Raw genomic sequence first — 17,417 nt, forward strand, 5'->3', positions numbered from 1 at the left:
GAATATGGCGTTTGGATGCGCAATCAGAGTGGCATCGCAGTTGATGATTGAACTCGGAGAATGACATGGCAATGCAAGATGATGGTTTACGCCCTTTCTCGACAGAGGGTGAGGCTCGTACGCCGGTTCTCTTGAAGGTGGAGGCGGCGCTGGACTATCCTAATGCCCTCGCGCGGGTCGCTCAGTACGTCCTGGAGAATCCGAAAAGGGCAGTCCGTCAATCCCTTGGCGAATTGAGCGCAGCGTCCCAGAGTGGGCAAGCCACAATATTCCGGCTTTGCCGTGAGCTTGGTTTCAAAGGATTTACTGACTTCAAGCTTGCTCTGGCGTCCGAGATCGGCCACCGCGAGACCGAACCAGATCGAGGCGTAAGCTTGACCGTCAACTCTTTGGATGAGGTGGTTTCGCTAATTAGCCGCTCTGTCTTGAGTACGCGGCAGCTGCTACAGCCCGAACTGGTGGCTTCCGCAGCGCCGCGCTTGTTAGGCGCGCGCCACGTGAACATTTATGGCTCCGGAGACTCCGGTCTGGCCGGCGAGGTGCTCTTTCATCGCCTGCGGCGCATCGGCGTTCCCGTCCGCGTCTTCGCCAATGTGGGTTACGCCCATGAGACCGCTGAAGCCATGACAAAGGAAGACGCGGCGATCGCCATATCCCAATCCGGAGCCTCCCCGGATACGGTCGAGTTCCTGCGCAAAGCCCACAAGATAGGGGCCTTCTCCTTGGCAATCACCTGTCATCCCAAGTCCTCCCTTGCCAAAGTTTCCGACGCCGTCCTGCAAATGGCTCGGGTGCCGCAGCCTGGTCTCAGTGAGCAAATGATCGCCCTGTCTCGAATTGTATTCATTGCCGAAGCCCTGGCGATAGCCATAGCCGATCACACCAAAGCCTCAGGGGACGCGTCACCCGTCAATTGAGGGCTCACTCCATGTGAGTGGTTGCGTTTGGATTTTAAATCCACTACTCGTTCCCACAGCGGAGTTCGTTCGGCCGACAGTCGGCGGCGAAGTCGTTATGGTTCCATCGCGCGGACCAGCCCGGAAATTGGATGGCGGTGGGCAGCGTGCAGCCCGCTCCTTGGAGGTCGAATAATGGATGTTAAGCCAAAACTGGTCATCTTCGACTGTGACGGTGTGTTGGTGGATAGCGAGATCATCGTCAGCACCGCCGAAGCCGCGGAATTTACTCGCGTCGGTCACCGCATCAGTGTTGAGGAAGCCGTTGAGCAGTTCGCTGGAGTTCCTGCCAACGAGATGTACCGCATCATCGAGGCTCGGTTGGGTGTGCCCTTGCCTGCGGATTTGTCCAGTCGCATCGACACACGTGTTCGCGAGCTTTACCTCTCTGAGCTCGCCGCAATAGCTGGCGTGCGGGAGACGATCCGCACGCTTAAGGTCCCATGCTGCGTCGCCTCTAGTTCCGAACCGAACCGGCTCGGACTTGCCCTTGCGAAAACGGAGCTGCTCGAGCTCTTTTATCCTCACATATTTTCAACGGTATTGGTGCGAAACGGAAAACCCTCACCAGACATTTTTCTATACGCAGCCGAGAAAATGGGGATATCTCCTGTCAATTGCGTCGTCGTCGAAGACAGCGTTGCGGGCGTGACAGCAGCTATCGCCGCAGGCATGACTCCCCTAGGCTTCGTAGGAGGAAGTCATTGCGGACCTTCGCATGCTACACGCCTCCAGGAAGCAGGAGCCAAACGCATCTTCAGCCGGTTTGAAGAGTTGGGTCCCATACTCGAAGAACTTACTTCCTATGCCGTTGACGCTGCGGAGACGGCGAAGGAAGTAGAAGGGCTGGCAAGCGCTACCGTCTAATCTAACGAACTTGTTGACTGCACGAAAGAATTGATCAGGCAAACATCCAGGCGTCATAACTAGCCGCAGATGCGCGACAAGCATAAGTCGGCCGAGCTCGCGATGCCGTGTGAATCTCGCCGCTGCCGTTCACCCCGGTGGAAATCCCGTTTCGGCTTCAGCAGCACAAATCGTTCCAGGCCTTAAGAAATGCCTATTAAGCAAGGATGGAGACATCGATGAGAGCGTTAGTTGTAGAAAAAAAGGGGGAGTTGGCGCTTCGCGACATAGACCTTCCGCTTACGGTGGGACCGGACGATGTGAAGATAGCTGTCCACACAGTGGGAATTTGTGGCAGCGATCTTCATTACTATTTGCATGGGGGCATCGGGAGTTACCGTCTGCAGATGCCCATGGTGCTGGGACATGAAGCGGCCGGCGTGGTGGTCGAGACCGGATCAAAAGTCGTTGAGCTTAAAGCAGGCGATCGCGTGTGCATGGAGCCGGGCATCCCGAATTTGTCATCTCGGGCGTCTAAACTCGGTCGATACAACGTGGATCCAGACGTGCTGTTCTGGGCGACCCCTCCGGTGCACGGCGCTCTTACGCCTTTTGTCATTCACCCCGCCGCTTTCACCTACAAACTCCCGGAATCTGTCTCATTTGCCGAGGGCGCGATGGTCGAGCCATTCGCCATCGGCATGCATGCCGCAACACGAGCTCGGATCGTTCCTGGCGACGTCGCGGCGGTGATCGGCAGCGGTCCCATAGGCATAATGACGGCGCTTGCTGCTCTGGCAGGCGGGTGTAGCCGAGTCTATATCTCTGACCTTAGCTCCGAGAAGCTCAATGTAGCCGCAAGGTATGCGGGTATACATCCCGTCAACATTGCGGATGAGCCTTTTGGTTCGGTAATCTCGCGCGAAACCGATGGTTGGGGCGCAGATGTAGTGTTTGAGGCGAGTGGTAATGCGCGAGCATATGAAAACCTATTCGACCTCGTTCGCCCCGGCGGTGTCGCCGTTATAGTCGGACTGCCGGCTGAGCCGGTGGCCTTCGATGTCCACGCCGCGATCTGCAAAGAGGTTCGGATCGAAACTGTGATGAGGTATGCCAACGTTTTCGATCGAGCGCTCGCACTTATCGCCTCTGGTAGAGTCGACCTCAAACCCCTCATAACCGGCACCTACCGTTTCGCTGACAGCGTGCAGGCATTCGAACGGGCCGCCGCGGCAAATCCAACCGACGTGAAGCTGCAGATACGTGTATCTGAGGATGGCTTTTGAGGACGGTTTTCGCCGGCCGCCGATACGTTGATCCCACCGCCCGAAATTCATAGATGCAATTCGGTCGAAAAATCCCCGCGGTTCATTAAACTGGCGCGCCGACCCGCGTGTCTCGCCGCAAATCCTTCGCCATCAGGGATGCGTCGCCAAAGGGGGTACGCACGCGATCGATCTGCTGCCATCCGTGCTTTTCGTAGAGGCCGCTGGAGTCTTCTGTGGTGAGGTAGAGACGCTTATAGCCCAGGCGCTCGGCCGCAAGTTCCAGCCTCTCTATCAGCAACAAACCTATGCCTTTGTTGCGATGAGACGGATGGACGTAAAGCGATGCCAGCCACGGCGAGAGATCATCCCTTTCCTTGAAGTCACTATCACGAAGGCTGATCATGCCGGCTGGCTTGTCATCCACGATCGCAACGAAGGTCAAGGGCAGGGATGTTTCGCCATTCACTGCGTCGCAAAACAGGCGATTGGTCTCTTCGAAGGTGGTCCCTGCCTGGCAATCCCAATGCCCGAAAGTCCAGCTCGCGCATACTGGGATCATTTCCGGGCGGGCGTTTAGAGGTTCAATTGCAACCTTTACAGTCATGTTGATAGCCTCGGTTTGCCTCGCTGGCCCACGATCTCCTCTCATGAGCCGCAGTTGAGCAATAAGATCGTTTCGGTCGCCTTTGCTGAGGTGTGGCGGCGCATCCGGATTGAGACCACGCGAACCCGACATAGACCTCCGGCGGCAACGAATATCACCGCACCGGTCGGCATCGTCGCAGCATGGGCTGCAAAGCTTTGCTTTGCGTCAGAGCCAGACCGTGTTGCCGGCCCCTATTTCACATCACTCTCGAAATACTGAGCGTGATGTCTACCAAAGTGTATATCCGCCATCCATCACATAGGAGGCGCCGGTGACGTACGCCGATGCGTCGCTCGCGAGGAACACCGCAAGCGGCCCAATTTCATGTGGAATGCCAGCCCTGCCCATCGGAACATTCTCAAGAAACGCCTCGATCACCTCGGGGTTCTTCTCATTCCACTCCTTGTTGATGTCAGTCATGAACAGGCCCGGGCAGATCGCGTTGACCGTAATGCCGTGCGGCGCCCAGTCTGCGCCGGCGCATCGGGTGAAATGCAGAACCGCGGCCTTGCCTGTCTCGTAGTCGCGGCCACCGATCCCACGATTGGCGATCAGGGCGCTGATCGAGGCAATGTTGATAATTCGGCCTTTTTTCTTGGCCGCGAGCATTGCCGCGCCGGCGATCTTGGTGCCGAGGAAGCAGGTGGTGAGGTTGAGATCAATCATCCTTTGCCAGGTCTCAAGCGACTCGGCCTCGATCGAGACGTTAACTTCCCGATTCCCGAGATTGTTGATCAGGATGTCAGGTGCGCCGAGTTCCTTCACAATGCGCTCAAGCGTTGCTTCGCACTCCGCAGGCAAAGCCATGTCGGCCTTGAACGTCCATACCTTTCTTCCGATCGCACCGATCTCAGCGGCTGCCTTGTCCAGCGTATCTTGGGTGCGACCTGTGATAACGATATCGGCGCCGGCTTCTGCCAACGCCATGGCCATTGCTCGACCCAGTCCGCGGCTGGCGCCCGTAACGATCGCGCGTTTGCCGGTCAGTCCAAACCATTTTTCCAAGCTCATTGCTTTTCGGTCCTTATATTTGATGATCCGGTCTCTCTCAAAGCGTAACAGGCGTTCCCTGTGCCGCGGACTGTTCGATTGCCGCCAGAACTCGTGTAACAGCCAGCCCGTCTTTTGCGTCGGCAAGAAGGGGAGATCCGTCCAGAACGGCGTCAACGAACTGCGCGATCGCCTCCAAAACGAAACCTCCAATGCGGGAGGAACCCGTTGGGGTGATCCCTAGCAAATCGGCAAACTTCGCGCCTTGTGAGGTGAGTTTCGTGACAGCACCGTTGTGGGATGGGTTGGCATTCACCTGGCCCTTGTCGCCGACAAGTTCGATCTTGAAATCGTATGCGATTGGATTGGAGGTTGAGAGGATCCAACTGTTTTCAAGCGTGACAACGGTACCCTTGGAGAATTCCAGAGTGGAAATATGCACGTCCTGCGTATCGACTCCGCGGGCCTTCAACACCCCGCTGCGAGCAACGGAGTAGACTTTGACGACTTCGTCATTGAGAACAAATCGCAGCGCGTCCACGACATGGCTGCCCAGGAACCACAGGGCGGACGACTTTGCGGCCCAAGACAGCATTTCGAGCGGAACGTAGGTCGTGTTGCTGAGGCGCGCGTAGCCATGGACAGGTCTGCCGATTTCTCCAGCCTTAACCGCGTCCCGCAATTGGACAATGGCTGGGTTCACCCGATTGTGGAAGTCCACCATCAGCTTGCCGGAGGATAGCTCAGCCGCCCTGGCGACTTCTTCGGTTTCTTCGAGCGTCATCGCAAGCGGCTTCTCGCAAAGCACGTGCTTGTTGGCCTTGAGAGCCGCAAGAATGATCGGAGCATGCGTAAAGTCGGGAGTTGCCACAGAGATCGCTTCAACATCAGGATCTGCAATCAAGTCGTTGAAGTCGGTATATCCAGCAGCGCAGCCACATTGCTCCTTAAAGGCGTTCGCGCGCTCCGGGGAAATGTCACACACGGCGACGAGTCGTGTTTGCGGGAGGGTGTTGAAGACCCTCGCATGGTTCGCGCCCCAAATACCCGCGCCAACGATCCCGATTTTTAGCTCTGTCAAACTCGCCTCCTGAGGTGCACGCTAGGTATGTACGTATCTCGCACATACGTATAAGCCAGTCAACCGAAAAGACTGCGACGCGTCAGGTGGACGTCATGAACGGCCGCAAGCAAGGAAATAACAGGCTCACCGCTCGAAATGTTTGTATGTCACCACCGCATACACTAAGTCTTCGACCGGTCTTGTGGTGAATCGCCACCGGCGAATGTATTGAACCCGACCATTGAGGTTGGTCTAGCAAGGGATTCACGGAATGGGTGCAGCGAAAGAGGGTTGGATCTATTCAATGGGAGTGGCCGCAGAAGAACAGAAGCGCGGGCGCCAGTTCAGGCCGATCCATAATCTAATTTCGACAGCGAGTGTTGGGGCGGTGAATCGAGGTCGCCTACTCCAGGCTCTCTACGATATGGGACCGTCAAGCAGGGCGGACCTTGCGCGCTTTACAGGCGTCAGCCGAGGAACGATTGGCGGAATCGTTCAGCCCTTGCTCGATCAACGCATCCTTGTCGAAGGGGAAGTTGTTCAACCAAATCAGGCTGGCGGGAAGCCCCCGACCAAATTGTGGTTCTCCAAGGATGCAAAGCCCATCTGCGCGGTTCTTTTGATGCACGATCATGTACGCACATGCCTGGTCTCTCTGGACGGCGAGATCTATGCCCAAAACAGCGCTGCGTTCTCGAAGGAACTTACCGACCCACGCGAGGCATTCACAATAATCTCTGGCTGCGTTGAGCGGGCTATCACGTCGGTAGATCTACCAATCCTGGGGATTGGTGTGGCTATTGCGGGCATGATCAACACCGACGCTGGCTCGATTGTGGCGATCAATCTTGCATCGTTCTTCAACGGATTCCCGATAGGCGCTGAGCTGGAGAAAAGGTTTGATGTGCCTGTTTGCGTTGACCAAGACGCGCGAGCGCTCCTTGTGGGCGATCGTTGGTTCGGCAAGGGACGCGGCCGCAGGAATTTTGCTGTCGTCTATACAGGGGAGGTTCTGGGCGTGGCCCTCTATCTGGACGGTCACCTCTATCGGGGTGCTGCCGGGGCCGGTGGCGAAATAGGCCATACGACCGTTCAGCTCAATGGCCGTGCCTGCAAGTGTGGGCGCCGTGGGTGTTGGGAAACCATCGCCACGCTCGCATGGCTGCGGGATGAGGCGCGCGAACGGGGACTGCCGCAGCCCGCTTCAATGGACTCGCGCCGGCTGATAGTGCTGGCCGACCAGCGCGTCGCAGAAGCTGCAGACCTCCTCCAACAGTACGCCTTCAATATTTCGGTGGGGCTCGCAAATCTCCAGCAATTGATGGCTCCCAATTATATCATCCTGCACGGAGATGTCGCGCAAGGTGGCGAGAGAATGATCGATTTGATCGATGAGAGCTTCCGCAAGTTGATACTCGATCGCCCTGATGACGAAGTCGTCCTTGCGCTGGGCGATAGCGAGGACGTGGCAGCGCTGCGGGGCGCTGCCGGCTTGGTTCTGTCGGAACTTCTAAATTTTCCCCTCTGACCATTAATCATAGGACTGGGCTCCCTGATCGACCATGGTCAGGCTGTGTGGGTCGACACGAAATGTACCGTGTTTGTCAAACTTGTCCACTAGGTATGTACGTAGCCTTTACATATATACCTTTGTGTGTCAGCTTGGTGGCGCTCGATAGCGACACTGGCCGGACGGGCACTTGACGTGAAAGAGCTTAGGTCGACAGCGCAACGCAACATTAGCCCTCGGCGTCTGCCTTGAGCGGCTAGCAGGAGATTCGGTATGACTGGAGTATCGCGCGACAGAACGCCTGGTCTGGATGTAGCTTTCCACCTCCATTCCCAAACAAATCCTCAGCAGCTCAAAGCTCAAGGTCCTGCTGTGATCGAGCGAGGAGAGGGGGTCCGCATCTTCGACAGCAGTGGAAAAGAGTTCATCGACGGCATGTCAGGGCTTTGGTGCGCCTCGCTTGGCTTCGGAAACAAGCGGTTGGCGGAAGTCATTTACGAGCATTCGAAACGCATCGGCTACTACCACACTTTTTTTTCACGCACCTCTCATGAGGTGAGCCTGCTCGCAGAGGAGCTAGCAACGCGATCGCTGATCGAAAACGCGCACGTCTACTTTGCGACGTCTGGATCCGAAGCAAACGAAACCATGGTTAAGCTTGCTTGGGTCTATCATACGGTGCGCGGCAATCCGGGCAAGCGCAAGGTTATTTCGCGAAGGAAGTCCTTCCACGGTTCGACTATTGCGGCTGCTTCCATGTGCGGCCTGCAAACGATGCACCGTGAGTTCGCTTTGCCGATCCCAGGGTTTTTGCACGTATCCTTCCCTGACATGTACAGGGGCATGGATGATGGCGAAACTGCCGAACAGTATTCAGATCGGCTAGCCGCAGAGCTTGAACTGATGATCGTAAGGGAAGGCGCCGATACGGTAGCCGCCTTCATAGCAGAACCCATCATGGCGGGTGCTGGGGTCGTTGCGCCGCCGCAGGACTACTTCCGCAAGATAAAGGCAGTGCTCGACAAGTACGATGTGCTGTTGCTCGACGACGAAATTGTCACCGGGTTTGCGCGGACTGGCAATTGGTTCGGCCGCCAGACGACCAATATGCAGCCGCATATGATGGCCTTGGCGAAGGGCCTCACATCCTCCTATTTCCCGATGTCGGCCGTTGTAATGGCGCCCGAGATCTACGAAGCGGTGGCAGAGTTCAACAAGAGCGGCAGCTTCTTTGGTCATGGCTTCACGAACTCCGGTCATCCCGTTGGCGCTGCCGTCGCGTTGGAATGCCTCAAAATCTATGAGGAAATGGATGTCGTACCGCATGTGCGGGCGATGGGTGAGCGGTTGAAGTCGCATCTTCGCGAAATAGCTGCCGGCTCGTCGATCGTCGGTGATATCCGAGGCGTTGGATTGATGTTCGGCATTGAACTCGTCAACGACAAGGACACCAAAGCTCCATTTGCGCCTGCCTTCGGGGCGGGCTTCAAGTGCGACACGTTCTCGGTCGAAAACGGTCTCGTCGCGAGAGCGACCGGCGATTGCCTGGTCCTGGCCCCACCGCTTGTCGTGACTGAAGCAGATGTCGACGAAATCGCCGAGCGCTTCGGAAAGGCGCTCAAGCAGTTCCAGGCCAGCATCGGCCGCTGAAGCATCTGTGCGTCGAACCGGATGGAACGACGCATCATCAACCCAGGACCCTGAAGGTGGATGCTCAACTGAAACCGAAAGTACGCTTGCCATGAGCCCGGGCTGCTCTCAGCGCAGCGTCCGGTTGCAATGAGGCTCTCTCATTTGTCCAGCAGAAAAAGAAGGGGATTTAGAATGCAACCAATCATTTCTCGTCGCCTGGCCCTTAAAAGCGCAGGCTTGGTCGCAGCTGCGGCTGCAACCGGAAGTCTTTTTGGCAGCTACGCGCAGGCGCAGGAAGCGGCCCTATCCGTTTTTGGCCCGCTTCCGCCCGATCCGGCTCCACCAGGGGCGGCAAAATTCGCCGAAGCAGCGTTTGAGGCCTGGAAGGCCGCAAATGGTGCATCTGTGGACTACGAGCTCTTGGCTTGGCCCCAGCTTCATGACCGCATGGCAACGGCTTTTGCATCCGGATCGGCACCTTGGGACGTCATTTATATGTGTGGATGGGTTCCAGAGTTCGAAAGCTTCCTCCGCCCATTTGTGGACGAGCTTCCAGCGGATCTGGTTGCCGACCTGCCTGAATCGAGCTTCAAGACCGTAACCTGGAACGGAAAGCGCTATGGAACGGTCTTTACCCTCTCACTGCTAACTCTGTTCTTCAACACGGAGCATCTCGAGCAAGCCGGGATTAAGGCTCCGCCGAAAAATTGGGACGAGTTCAAGCGTTTCACCAAGGAGCTAACACGCGACGGTCGCTATGGATACGTCGCCAATTATGCAGAAGCCGCGGGTATCGGCGGTGCCGCAAGCTATTGGATGACATTCCTCCAGCAGGCAGGCGGAACGATGTACGGCGAAGATGGGATGCCGGTCTTCAAGAGTGACGCCGGCGTTGACGCGCTTCAGATGATGATCGACCTCATGGCAGCCGGAACGGAGCCCGGTTCGATATCTTATGCCGGGATCAACGACGCCAGCAACGTTTTCATGTCCGGTCGGGCATCCATGATGATGAGCTGGCCGTATATGTGGAATCCGGCACAGGACCCTAAACAGTCTAAAATCGTCGGCAAATTGGCCGCTTCGATACTGCCGGCGGGCCCAGCCGGTACTGCCTCGATCGACGGGACGGATGCTTGGACCATCGGCAAGGCCAGCGCAAATCCCGAAAAAGCGAGAAAGCTGATCGAGTTTTATCTCGACAAAGATGTCCAAAAACGCCAAGCGCTCGATACCGGATGGCTGCCCTCGCGGCTGTCTGTCCTGGGAGATCCGGAGGTCCAAGCCAAACTCCCAATTGCCAAGGTCGTGCTTGATCAAGCGCAACATCCCTATGACAGCTTTGTGACGCCGGACTACACCCAGGTCAGCCAAGCCATTGGCACGGAAGTACAAAAAGCCCTGCAAGGCCAGAAAACTGCTTCCGAAGCGATCGCAGAAGCCCATGATTTGGTTGCTGCGATCGTCAAGCGCCGCGGGTGAGCCGCTAGAGGTGTAACAATGCCCGCAACATTTGAGAAGCGCCGACAGAAGGTCGGCGTTCTCCTTTTCATGCCAGCCCTGATCGTGATTGCCGGGATCCTCGGCTATCCGATTGCCAGATCTGCATTGCTAGCGTTCCAGGAGGTCAAACTGCGGGCCGGCAAACTCGACCAGGCGTGGGTGGGGTTGGCGAACTTCAGACGGATCTTTTCTGATGAAGGCCTCCAGCACGCCGCGCTTAACACGCTCTACTTTTCCTTAATGGAGGTCATCCTTGTTGTCGGGATCGGTTTGGGCGTGGCACTGCTCTTGAACCGGCCTGAAGGCAGAAGCGGCTCTCTGAAGGTCCTGTTGGTCATTCCCTGGGCGATTGCTCCGGTGGCCAATGCCGTGCTTTGGAAATGGATTCTCAACTCCAACTACGGGGTGTTGAACGGCCTGCTGAAATCTCTGGGGCTAGTAGACAACTACCACGTCTGGCTGGGAACGCCCTTCAGCGCGCTGAATTTCCTGCTCCTTGTTGACGTGTGGAAGTCGGTACCGTTCGTGACGCTCCTGTTGCTCGCGGGGCTTCAACGCGTGCCCGCAGTGCTGCACAGGGCGGCATTCATGGATGGCGCGAGCAGTTTTCAGAGCTTCCGTTACATCACGCTGCCGGTCATCAAGGATGCCATCGGGATTGCGGTGATCCTTCAGACGATTTGGTCACTGCGAGTATTCGACATCGTCTTCGTTTTGACTCGCGGCGGTCCAGCCGACGGAACCGTGCTTCTGAACTTCCTGGCCTATCGCGTCACGTTCAATTTTCTGGACATCGGCTACGGTGCAGCGATCGCCAACATCATCTTCATTTTGACGTTCATTTTGGCGGTTGGCTATCTGTGGCTTCTCAAACCCAAGTCCCCGGCAGGTACGAAATGACTTTCCAAGCCTATCGCAAGGGCGGGCCTGCCAAGAGGATCGGGGTCTATCTAGGCTTGTCTCTCTTCGTTGTATGGTCAATCTCACCGATTGTCTGGCTGATTTTATCGAGCTTGCTAGAACAGAGTGCGCTCATTGCCCAGCCGCCGGATCTATCGCCGTCCAATTTTACGGTCGAAAATTTCGTTTCGGTGATGGCGTCTGCAACAGCGCTCGGACACGGCGTCCTCAATTCGCTTATTGTCTCATTGTTCTCAACGGCCCTTGCGCTCGCTTTGGGCGCACCAGCGGCGTACGCGCTTGCTCGCCTATCAGTGCCATACTCGAACGTCTTCGGCTTCATCATTCTGGCAACCCAGATGCTGCCGGGCATTGCAATCGCAATCCCTTTGTTTCTCCTCATCAGTTATTTGGGCCTGATCGACAGCGTGCTGACCTTGGGCGTCGTTTATCTGTCCTTCAACCTGCCGATAGTCATCTGGATTTTGCGCGGATTTTTCCTCAGCATTCCCGTTGGAATCGAAAAGGCGGCAGCTGTTGATGGCGCGGGTCCGCTGCGAACGCTCTGGTACGTCATACTGCCGATTTCGATCCCGCCCATGGGCGCGGCTGCCGTTTTCGCGTTTATCGAGGCGTGGAACGAGTTCTTCTTTGCATTGATCCTGACGCGACAGAGCGCGCAGACCGTACCGCTCGCGATCGCGCAATTCGCCGGACAATATCAAACAGTGTTCGGCCAGATGATGGCAGCCGCCGTGATCAGCGTAGCCCCCGTCATTGTGATCGCAGCGATCTTCCGAGACCAGATCATCCGCGGCTTCGCCGACGGCATGATGAAAGGATAGGCAGTGACTGACATAACGTTGAAAGAGGTTTCCAAGAGGTTCGGAAGCGTCCAGGTCTGCCACAATATCGGCCTTGAAATTAGGTCGGGAGAATTCATCACGCTGCTCGGATCGTCCGGCTGCGGCAAGACTACGACCTTGAACATGGTGGCCGGCCTCGAAGACAGCACATCCGGTGACATCCTGATCGCTGGACGGCGCGTCAACGACCTGTCGCCGGTCGAGCGCGACGTGGCCATGGTGTTTCAAAACTATGCGCTTTACCCGCATATGACGGTCGCGCAGAACATCGGCTTCACGCTCAAGATGCGCGGCATGGCGGCGGCGCTCATCCGGGAGAAAATCGAGAAACTTGCCGCGTCTCTGGAACTCAACCACGTTCTTGAGAGATTTCCAGCGCAGCTCTCCGGCGGCCAGCAACAGCGCGTGGCGATCGGCCGCGCTCTGGTCCGAGAGCCGCGAATCTTCCTGTTCGACGAGCCATTCTCGAACCTTGATGCATCGCTTCGCGTCAAGATGCGCGCAGAAGTCAAGCAGTTGCATGTTCAGCAGAATGTGACCTCGATCTTCGTGACGCACGACCAAGAAGAGGCAATGTCGATCTCGGACAGGATCGCCGTCATGTATCGCGGCCGTGTTGAGCAATTTGGAACCCCCGAGGAGATCTATGCGTGTCCTGCCACCCGCTACGTGGCGTCATTCATAGGCAGCCCACAGATTGAACTGCTTGATGGCGCACTGGAGGACTGGAACGGCGCGCCTTTCATTCGCGCAGGGCCAAGGCTGTTGCCGGTCAGTCTCGGTCCGGGCAATTTCAAACCAGGGAGGTTTGTGGAGTTCGGCGTTAGGCCCGAACACGTCCGCTTGGGCGACAACGGAATCGAAGGTCGCGTGCAAATTCTCCAGCCGATTGGGCCCGCGACCCATGTCACAATCGACACATCGGCAGGAGCGTTTGTCGCAAGCGTGCCTGGTTTTCTGCGGGTCAAGCCAGGCGATCCCGTTACTATCGAGATCCGGGCGTCGGACATGCATGTGTTCGACAAGGAAACTGGATTGCGTCTTTGACGGCTCTCTTCAGGCCCCCGATTACATCACCAGTCAATCAGATTTCTCGTCGGTGTAACAAAGAGGAACAACACTAATGCCTCACGACATCAATCCATTCCCCTCATCTGATCAGGATAGACATGCGATTTGGGAAATGCTCGTACGCGAAGACGTCGACGGCTTTGTTAACGAGGACTGGTCGGTTTTTGGTGGATCGTTCAAACGCGGCGGCTTTTGCGGGTTGGATGCCAAGGGCTCATTTGATCCAGCCAATTGGCAGATCAGCTTTCCGACGGTTGATACCTATCGAGACGCATGGCTTGAAGATGCCCGCCGCTCTGCTGCAACGGCCTATGCTGAGGACCGTCGAAATGCTCTTTTCCGGGCTACGAACATGCTCGACATTCGCGTGCAAGGGCACACGGCAACGGCACGAAAGACCTTCGATGACGCGATAGCACTCGATGGCGGCGGTTTTCAGAAAATGAACTGGCAGTCGGTGTTCTTCTGCACGAAGCAGGACCGGACGTGGAAGATTACGGGGTTCGTGGGGTTCCTGCCTTTTGCGTCGCCCTCCTGATGAACGTTATGCAACGGATCGTTGAGGTCGTTTTCGTTACTGAAAAAGCGGGAGCGCAGCTTCCTATGGAAGCGGAAAACTTATGGAACGCTTTGACGTCCGGCGGCACAGCCTCGACGCGTTTGCCCGGTTTCAGAATCGCGGGGTTGTCCAGGTCGAAGATGGAAGGGAACGTTCGTTCACTAATAGCGCCTGGATTACCGCCTTTCGCAACGAACCGCGAGGGCAGACTGTCAGCGCTGTCCTCGTCGATTAAGTCGTTTTGGACTGCACCCGTCTCCCGACCGGCTTCATCGTGCGGCTACCGAGCAAGGAAGAAGCGCAACTGATGGGGGCCGAGACGCAACTCACCTGCTTCAAAACAAGGTGGACGCAGACATGAAGAGCACGCCGATCTCTTACTCGGAGTCCGTGGGGGGCAGGAGAGCAGGTCCAATTCTCGATCGACAACACCAGTCAATCTTGCGTCTTGAAAAGCACTCGTCTCTGTTTAGGCTTCGAAACCCAGACGGTGAGAGGAACCAAGATTTCGAAACCTACCTTCCTTGAGATAGCTCGGCGCGCCGGGGTTGGCACGGCGACGGTCGAGCGCGTGCTCAACGGCAGGGGCGGGGTGAGGCCCGCAACCGTCGAAAAGGTCGTTGCCGCCGCGCGCTCGCTCGACTATCCGCGCCGCCTGCCGGAAGCCCATCGCGGCGTGATCAGGATCGAGGTCATCCTTGTGCGCCCAGACGCTACATTCTTTGCCCGTCTCTCCCGCGCCTTCGAGCGCATCGCCGCGACGCTCGACCGCGCCATTACCGTCCACCGCACCTTTCTCGATGAGGCGGACCCGGCGGCCATCGCCCGGCGCATTCTTGATCCCGAGATGCGCCGCGCCGGCCTGATCCTCGCTGTTCCCGACCATCCGCTGGTCGGCGCCGCCTTGAGGAAGCTCGAGGCTGAGAACATCCCGACCGTGCAGATCGTCACTGAGATTTCCGGCACCAGCGGCGACTATGTCGGCATCGACAACTACGCGGCCGGGCGCATGGCCGGCCTCATGCTGTCGCGCATGCAGAGGCGGCCAGGCAAGGTGGTGGCGGTCTGCCACAGCCAGATCTACCGCGTGCATCGCGATCGGGTGCGCGGCTTCTTCGACTATTTGACGCAGACGGCGCCCGACGAATTCGAACCGGTCGGCACCCTGTTCGGCCATGACGACGGCGACCGTAATGCCGAGCAGCTTCTGGAAGCCTTGAGCCGCTGGCCGGACCTTACCGGCCTCTACAATGCCGGTGGCGCCAACGCTGCGCTGAACAATGTACTGAAGCGCCACCCGCTCGGCCGCCAGGTCTTCTTCGTTGGCCACGAGCTCACCTCGCGTAGTGCCGCCGCACTTCGCGAGGGCACGATGGATGTCGTGCTGGACCAGGCACCCGAGGCGCAGGCAAGGCGCGCCATGGATCTCGTGCTTGCGACATTGAACTTGCACGACCTGCCGGTCGAGAACCCGCCAATCCGCTTCGTCACATTCACCGCCGAGAACCTTTGATCTGATTTGATCAAGGTATAGCGGGCCTTCGCCTCCCTTGTGGTGCTAACTCCCCGCGAACGGAAGGCGATCGCATATGAAGTTCGCCCCCTCATCCGGCCGCTTCGCATCCGCCTTCCCCGCTGGGGGAGAAGAGGCTGGCGCCAAGCGCAGACGATCGCCCTTTCCTCTCAGGGAAAGGTCGGATTGCCGCAAATCAGGCAATCCGGGTGAGGGGGCATTTTCGCATAAGCGATCGTGAAGGGGAGGACGACGAGTGACGAGACGGCTGACGGCCTACGATCTCAGGAGCGCCAAGGGCAGCCGCAAATGGCTGCAGCTTCACGTCGACACGCCGGCCGAGGCCGCCGCAGCTGTCGCCTGCAATATCGTGATCCTCTCCAGCGAGCCCGACCACAATCTGGAATTGATCCGTCAGGCGGCGCCTCTCGCCTTCTTGTCGGTCGGCATGCCGCATGGCGCGGTCGCCTCGCCCGACGAGGCGGTGAGGCTGGGCTTCGCTATGCTGAAGCGCGGAGCTGACGCCGTCTATTGCTCGCATTCACCGCGCTTCATCGAGGCGATGGCGGCAGAGGGTATCCCGGTTACCGGCCATGTCGGCCTGGTGCCGAACCGCGCCACCTGGACCAATTTCCGCGCCATCGGACGCACGGCGGAAGAAGCATTCAAGGTATTGCGCGCGGCGAAAGATCTGGAGAATGCAGGTGCGGCCTGCATCGAAGTCGAGGTGGTTCCCGTGCGGCTGGCCGAGCACATCACGCGCGTGACCCCGCTGATCACCATGGGCATGGGCTGCGGCTCGGCCTGCGACACGCAATATCTTTTCTCCAGCGACGTGCTCGGCACCCATTCCGGTCATTACCCACGCCATGCAAAGCGCTATGCCGACTTCATCACGCTGGAGGCGGAGTTACAGGAAAAACGCGTCGCCGCCTTCCGTGCCTTCGGCCGCGATGTGGCCGAAGGCAACTACCCCGAGGCACAGCACCAGGTGGACATGGACGATGCCGCCTATGACCGCTTCCTGACCCTTTCCCAATCCCTGTGAGACCAGCATGGACGACCTGAAATACGGCACGCGCAACAAACGAGGCGACTGGGCTCCGAGCGAGCCGGCCGGAACCGCGCCGCTGTTCACCTTTCCGCCGCGCCCGCTGGCGCTTCTGAAATGGCTGCCAAGCTATTTCCTGCCCTACAATCTGCTCTTCGCGCTGTCAGCGGTGGCGTGGTGGCGTTTCGTGCTGCCCGACGTCGAGGTGATGAAGACGCTCGCCTTCGGCTGGATCCTGCGCCTGTTCCTCGTCAACTGTGCGGCGCTGCTGGTCTTCTTCGGCCTCTTTGAGCTCCGACTCTACACCTTGAGAAGCCAGGGCAGCCGCTTCAAATACAACGGCAAATGGCCCTCCGAGCAGAAGAGCAAGGCTTTCTTCTTCGAGAACCAGAACCGCGACAACATGCTGCGTACCTTCGGCACCGGCATGCCGATCTGGACGGCGATCGAGGTCGCAATCCTCAACGCCTACGCCAATGGTTACGTGCCGTGGCTGACGGTCGCCGAGCATCCCGTCTACCTGTTTTGCCTGGCGCTGGTGGTGCCGATCATCCACGAGACGCACTTCTTCCTGCTGCATCGGGCGATCCACTGGCCACCGCTCTACAAATGGGTGCATTCGGTGCACCACAACTCCGTCAATCCGTCGCCTTGGTCGTCGCTGTCGATGCACCCTGTCGAGCAGTTCGGCTACCTCGGCGTTGCATTCTGGCACCTGATCATCCCGTCGAACCCGCTGCTCGCGCTCTACCAGCTCCACTATGCCGGCTTCGGCGCCATCCCCGGCCATGTCGGTTTCGACAAGGTCGAGGTCGGTGAGGATAGGGCGGTCGATAGCCACGCCTACATCCACTACCTCCATCACAAATATTTCGAGGTGAACTACGGCGACGGCCTGATCCCGTTCGACAAATGGTTCGGCACTTTCCACGACGGCAGCAAGGAAGGCGAGGCCCGTATGCAGGCCCGCTACGAGAAGAAGAAGGCGCGCGCCAACGCCGCCCAATGACAGCCCGATGAGACAGCCACGCGACGCCGTTCAG

At 57.9% G+C, this 17,417-nt stretch carries 16 protein-coding genes; 13 read left to right on the plus strand and 3 right to left on the minus strand.

Annotated elements, in window-relative coordinates:
* Positions 1-65 precede the first annotated feature (65 nt).
* The 3 genes from LB569_RS10930 to LB569_RS10940 all read left to right on the plus strand — a co-directional run bounded on the left by LB569_RS10930 (position 66) and on the right by LB569_RS10940 (position 3,088).
* Positions 66-917 (plus strand): MurR/RpiR family transcriptional regulator, encoded by an 852-nt coding sequence (locus LB569_RS10930; RefSeq protein ID WP_224692246.1) that lies wholly within the window; start codon positions 66-68, stop codon positions 915-917.
* 174 nt (positions 918-1,091) lie between these two features.
* Positions 1,092-1,823 (plus strand): HAD family hydrolase, encoded by a 732-nt coding sequence (locus LB569_RS10935; protein WP_224692247.1) that lies wholly within the window; start codon positions 1,092-1,094, stop codon positions 1,821-1,823.
* Between the two features lie 218 nt (positions 1,824-2,041).
* On the plus strand, positions 2,042-3,088 hold the full coding sequence (locus LB569_RS10940) for an NAD(P)-dependent alcohol dehydrogenase (protein WP_224692248.1): 1,047 nt from the start codon (positions 2,042-2,044) through the stop codon (positions 3,086-3,088).
* 85 nt (positions 3,089-3,173) lie between these two features.
* Here the strand turns inward: LB569_RS10940 and LB569_RS10945 are convergent, their stop codons facing one another.
* From LB569_RS10945 to LB569_RS10955, 3 genes are all read right to left on the minus strand, one after another.
* The gene (locus LB569_RS10945; protein ID WP_224692249.1) at positions 3,174-3,674 is read right to left on the minus strand and encodes a GNAT family N-acetyltransferase; all 501 of its coding nucleotides are present in this window, start codon (positions 3,672-3,674) and stop codon (positions 3,174-3,176) included.
* Positions 3,675-3,944: 270 nt separating this feature from the next.
* Entirely contained in the window at positions 3,945-4,727 is a 783-nt protein-coding gene (locus tag LB569_RS10950; protein WP_224692250.1) for an SDR family NAD(P)-dependent oxidoreductase, read from the minus strand.
* 37 nt (positions 4,728-4,764) lie between these two features.
* Positions 4,765-5,787: a Gfo/Idh/MocA family protein gene (locus LB569_RS10955; RefSeq protein WP_224692251.1), complete on the minus strand. Its 1,023-nt coding sequence runs from the start codon at positions 5,785-5,787 to the stop codon at positions 4,765-4,767.
* Positions 5,788-6,040: 253 nt separating this feature from the next.
* On the opposite strand from LB569_RS10955, the gene LB569_RS10960 reads away from it, so the two are divergent.
* The 10 genes from LB569_RS10960 (at position 6,041) to LB569_RS11005 (ending at position 17,383) form a co-directional block, all read left to right on the plus strand.
* Complete coding sequence (locus LB569_RS10960) at positions 6,041-7,297, plus strand: ROK family protein (RefSeq protein WP_224692252.1); 1,257 nt, start codon at positions 6,041-6,043, stop codon at positions 7,295-7,297.
* Between the two features lie 255 nt (positions 7,298-7,552).
* On the plus strand, positions 7,553-8,929 hold the full coding sequence (locus tag LB569_RS10965) for an aminotransferase (RefSeq protein ID WP_224692253.1): 1,377 nt from the start codon (positions 7,553-7,555) through the stop codon (positions 8,927-8,929).
* Positions 8,930-9,103: 174 nt separating this feature from the next.
* A complete protein-coding gene (locus LB569_RS10970; protein ID WP_224692254.1) occupies positions 9,104-10,393 on the plus strand; it encodes an ABC transporter substrate-binding protein in 1,290 nt (429 codons plus the stop codon).
* An 18-nt stretch (positions 10,394-10,411) separates the two neighbouring features.
* Positions 10,412-11,314 (plus strand): carbohydrate ABC transporter permease, encoded by a 903-nt coding sequence (locus LB569_RS10975; RefSeq protein WP_224692255.1) that lies wholly within the window; start codon positions 10,412-10,414, stop codon positions 11,312-11,314.
* Positions 11,311-12,159: a carbohydrate ABC transporter permease gene (locus tag LB569_RS10980; RefSeq protein WP_224692256.1), complete on the plus strand. Its 849-nt coding sequence runs from the start codon at positions 11,311-11,313 to the stop codon at positions 12,157-12,159. The genes LB569_RS10975 and LB569_RS10980 overlap by 4 nt, the downstream gene beginning before the upstream one ends.
* A 3-nt stretch (positions 12,160-12,162) precedes the next feature.
* On the plus strand, positions 12,163-13,227 hold the full coding sequence (locus tag LB569_RS10985) for an ABC transporter ATP-binding protein (RefSeq protein WP_224692257.1): 1,065 nt from the start codon (positions 12,163-12,165) through the stop codon (positions 13,225-13,227).
* A gap of 76 nt (positions 13,228-13,303) precedes the next feature.
* Entirely contained in the window at positions 13,304-13,789 is a 486-nt protein-coding gene (locus LB569_RS10990; protein ID WP_224692258.1) for a hypothetical protein, read from the plus strand.
* Positions 13,790-14,315: 526 nt separating this feature from the next.
* A complete protein-coding gene (locus tag LB569_RS10995) occupies positions 14,316-15,323 on the plus strand; it encodes a LacI family DNA-binding transcriptional regulator (protein WP_224692313.1) in 1,008 nt (335 codons plus the stop codon).
* Between the two features lie 256 nt (positions 15,324-15,579).
* Entirely contained in the window at positions 15,580-16,371 is a 792-nt protein-coding gene (locus LB569_RS11000) for a 3-methyl-2-oxobutanoate hydroxymethyltransferase (protein WP_224692259.1), read from the plus strand.
* Positions 16,372-16,378: 7 nt separating this feature from the next.
* Positions 16,379-17,383, plus strand: coding sequence for a sterol desaturase family protein (locus LB569_RS11005; RefSeq protein WP_224692260.1), 1,005 nt, complete (start codon positions 16,379-16,381; stop codon positions 17,381-17,383).
* Positions 17,384-17,417: the final 34 nt, after the last annotated feature.

Origin of the sequence: Mesorhizobium sp. BH1-1-4 (assembly GCF_020165665.1) — a bacterium.
Taxonomy (GTDB): Bacteria; Pseudomonadota; Alphaproteobacteria; order Rhizobiales; family Rhizobiaceae; genus Mesorhizobium.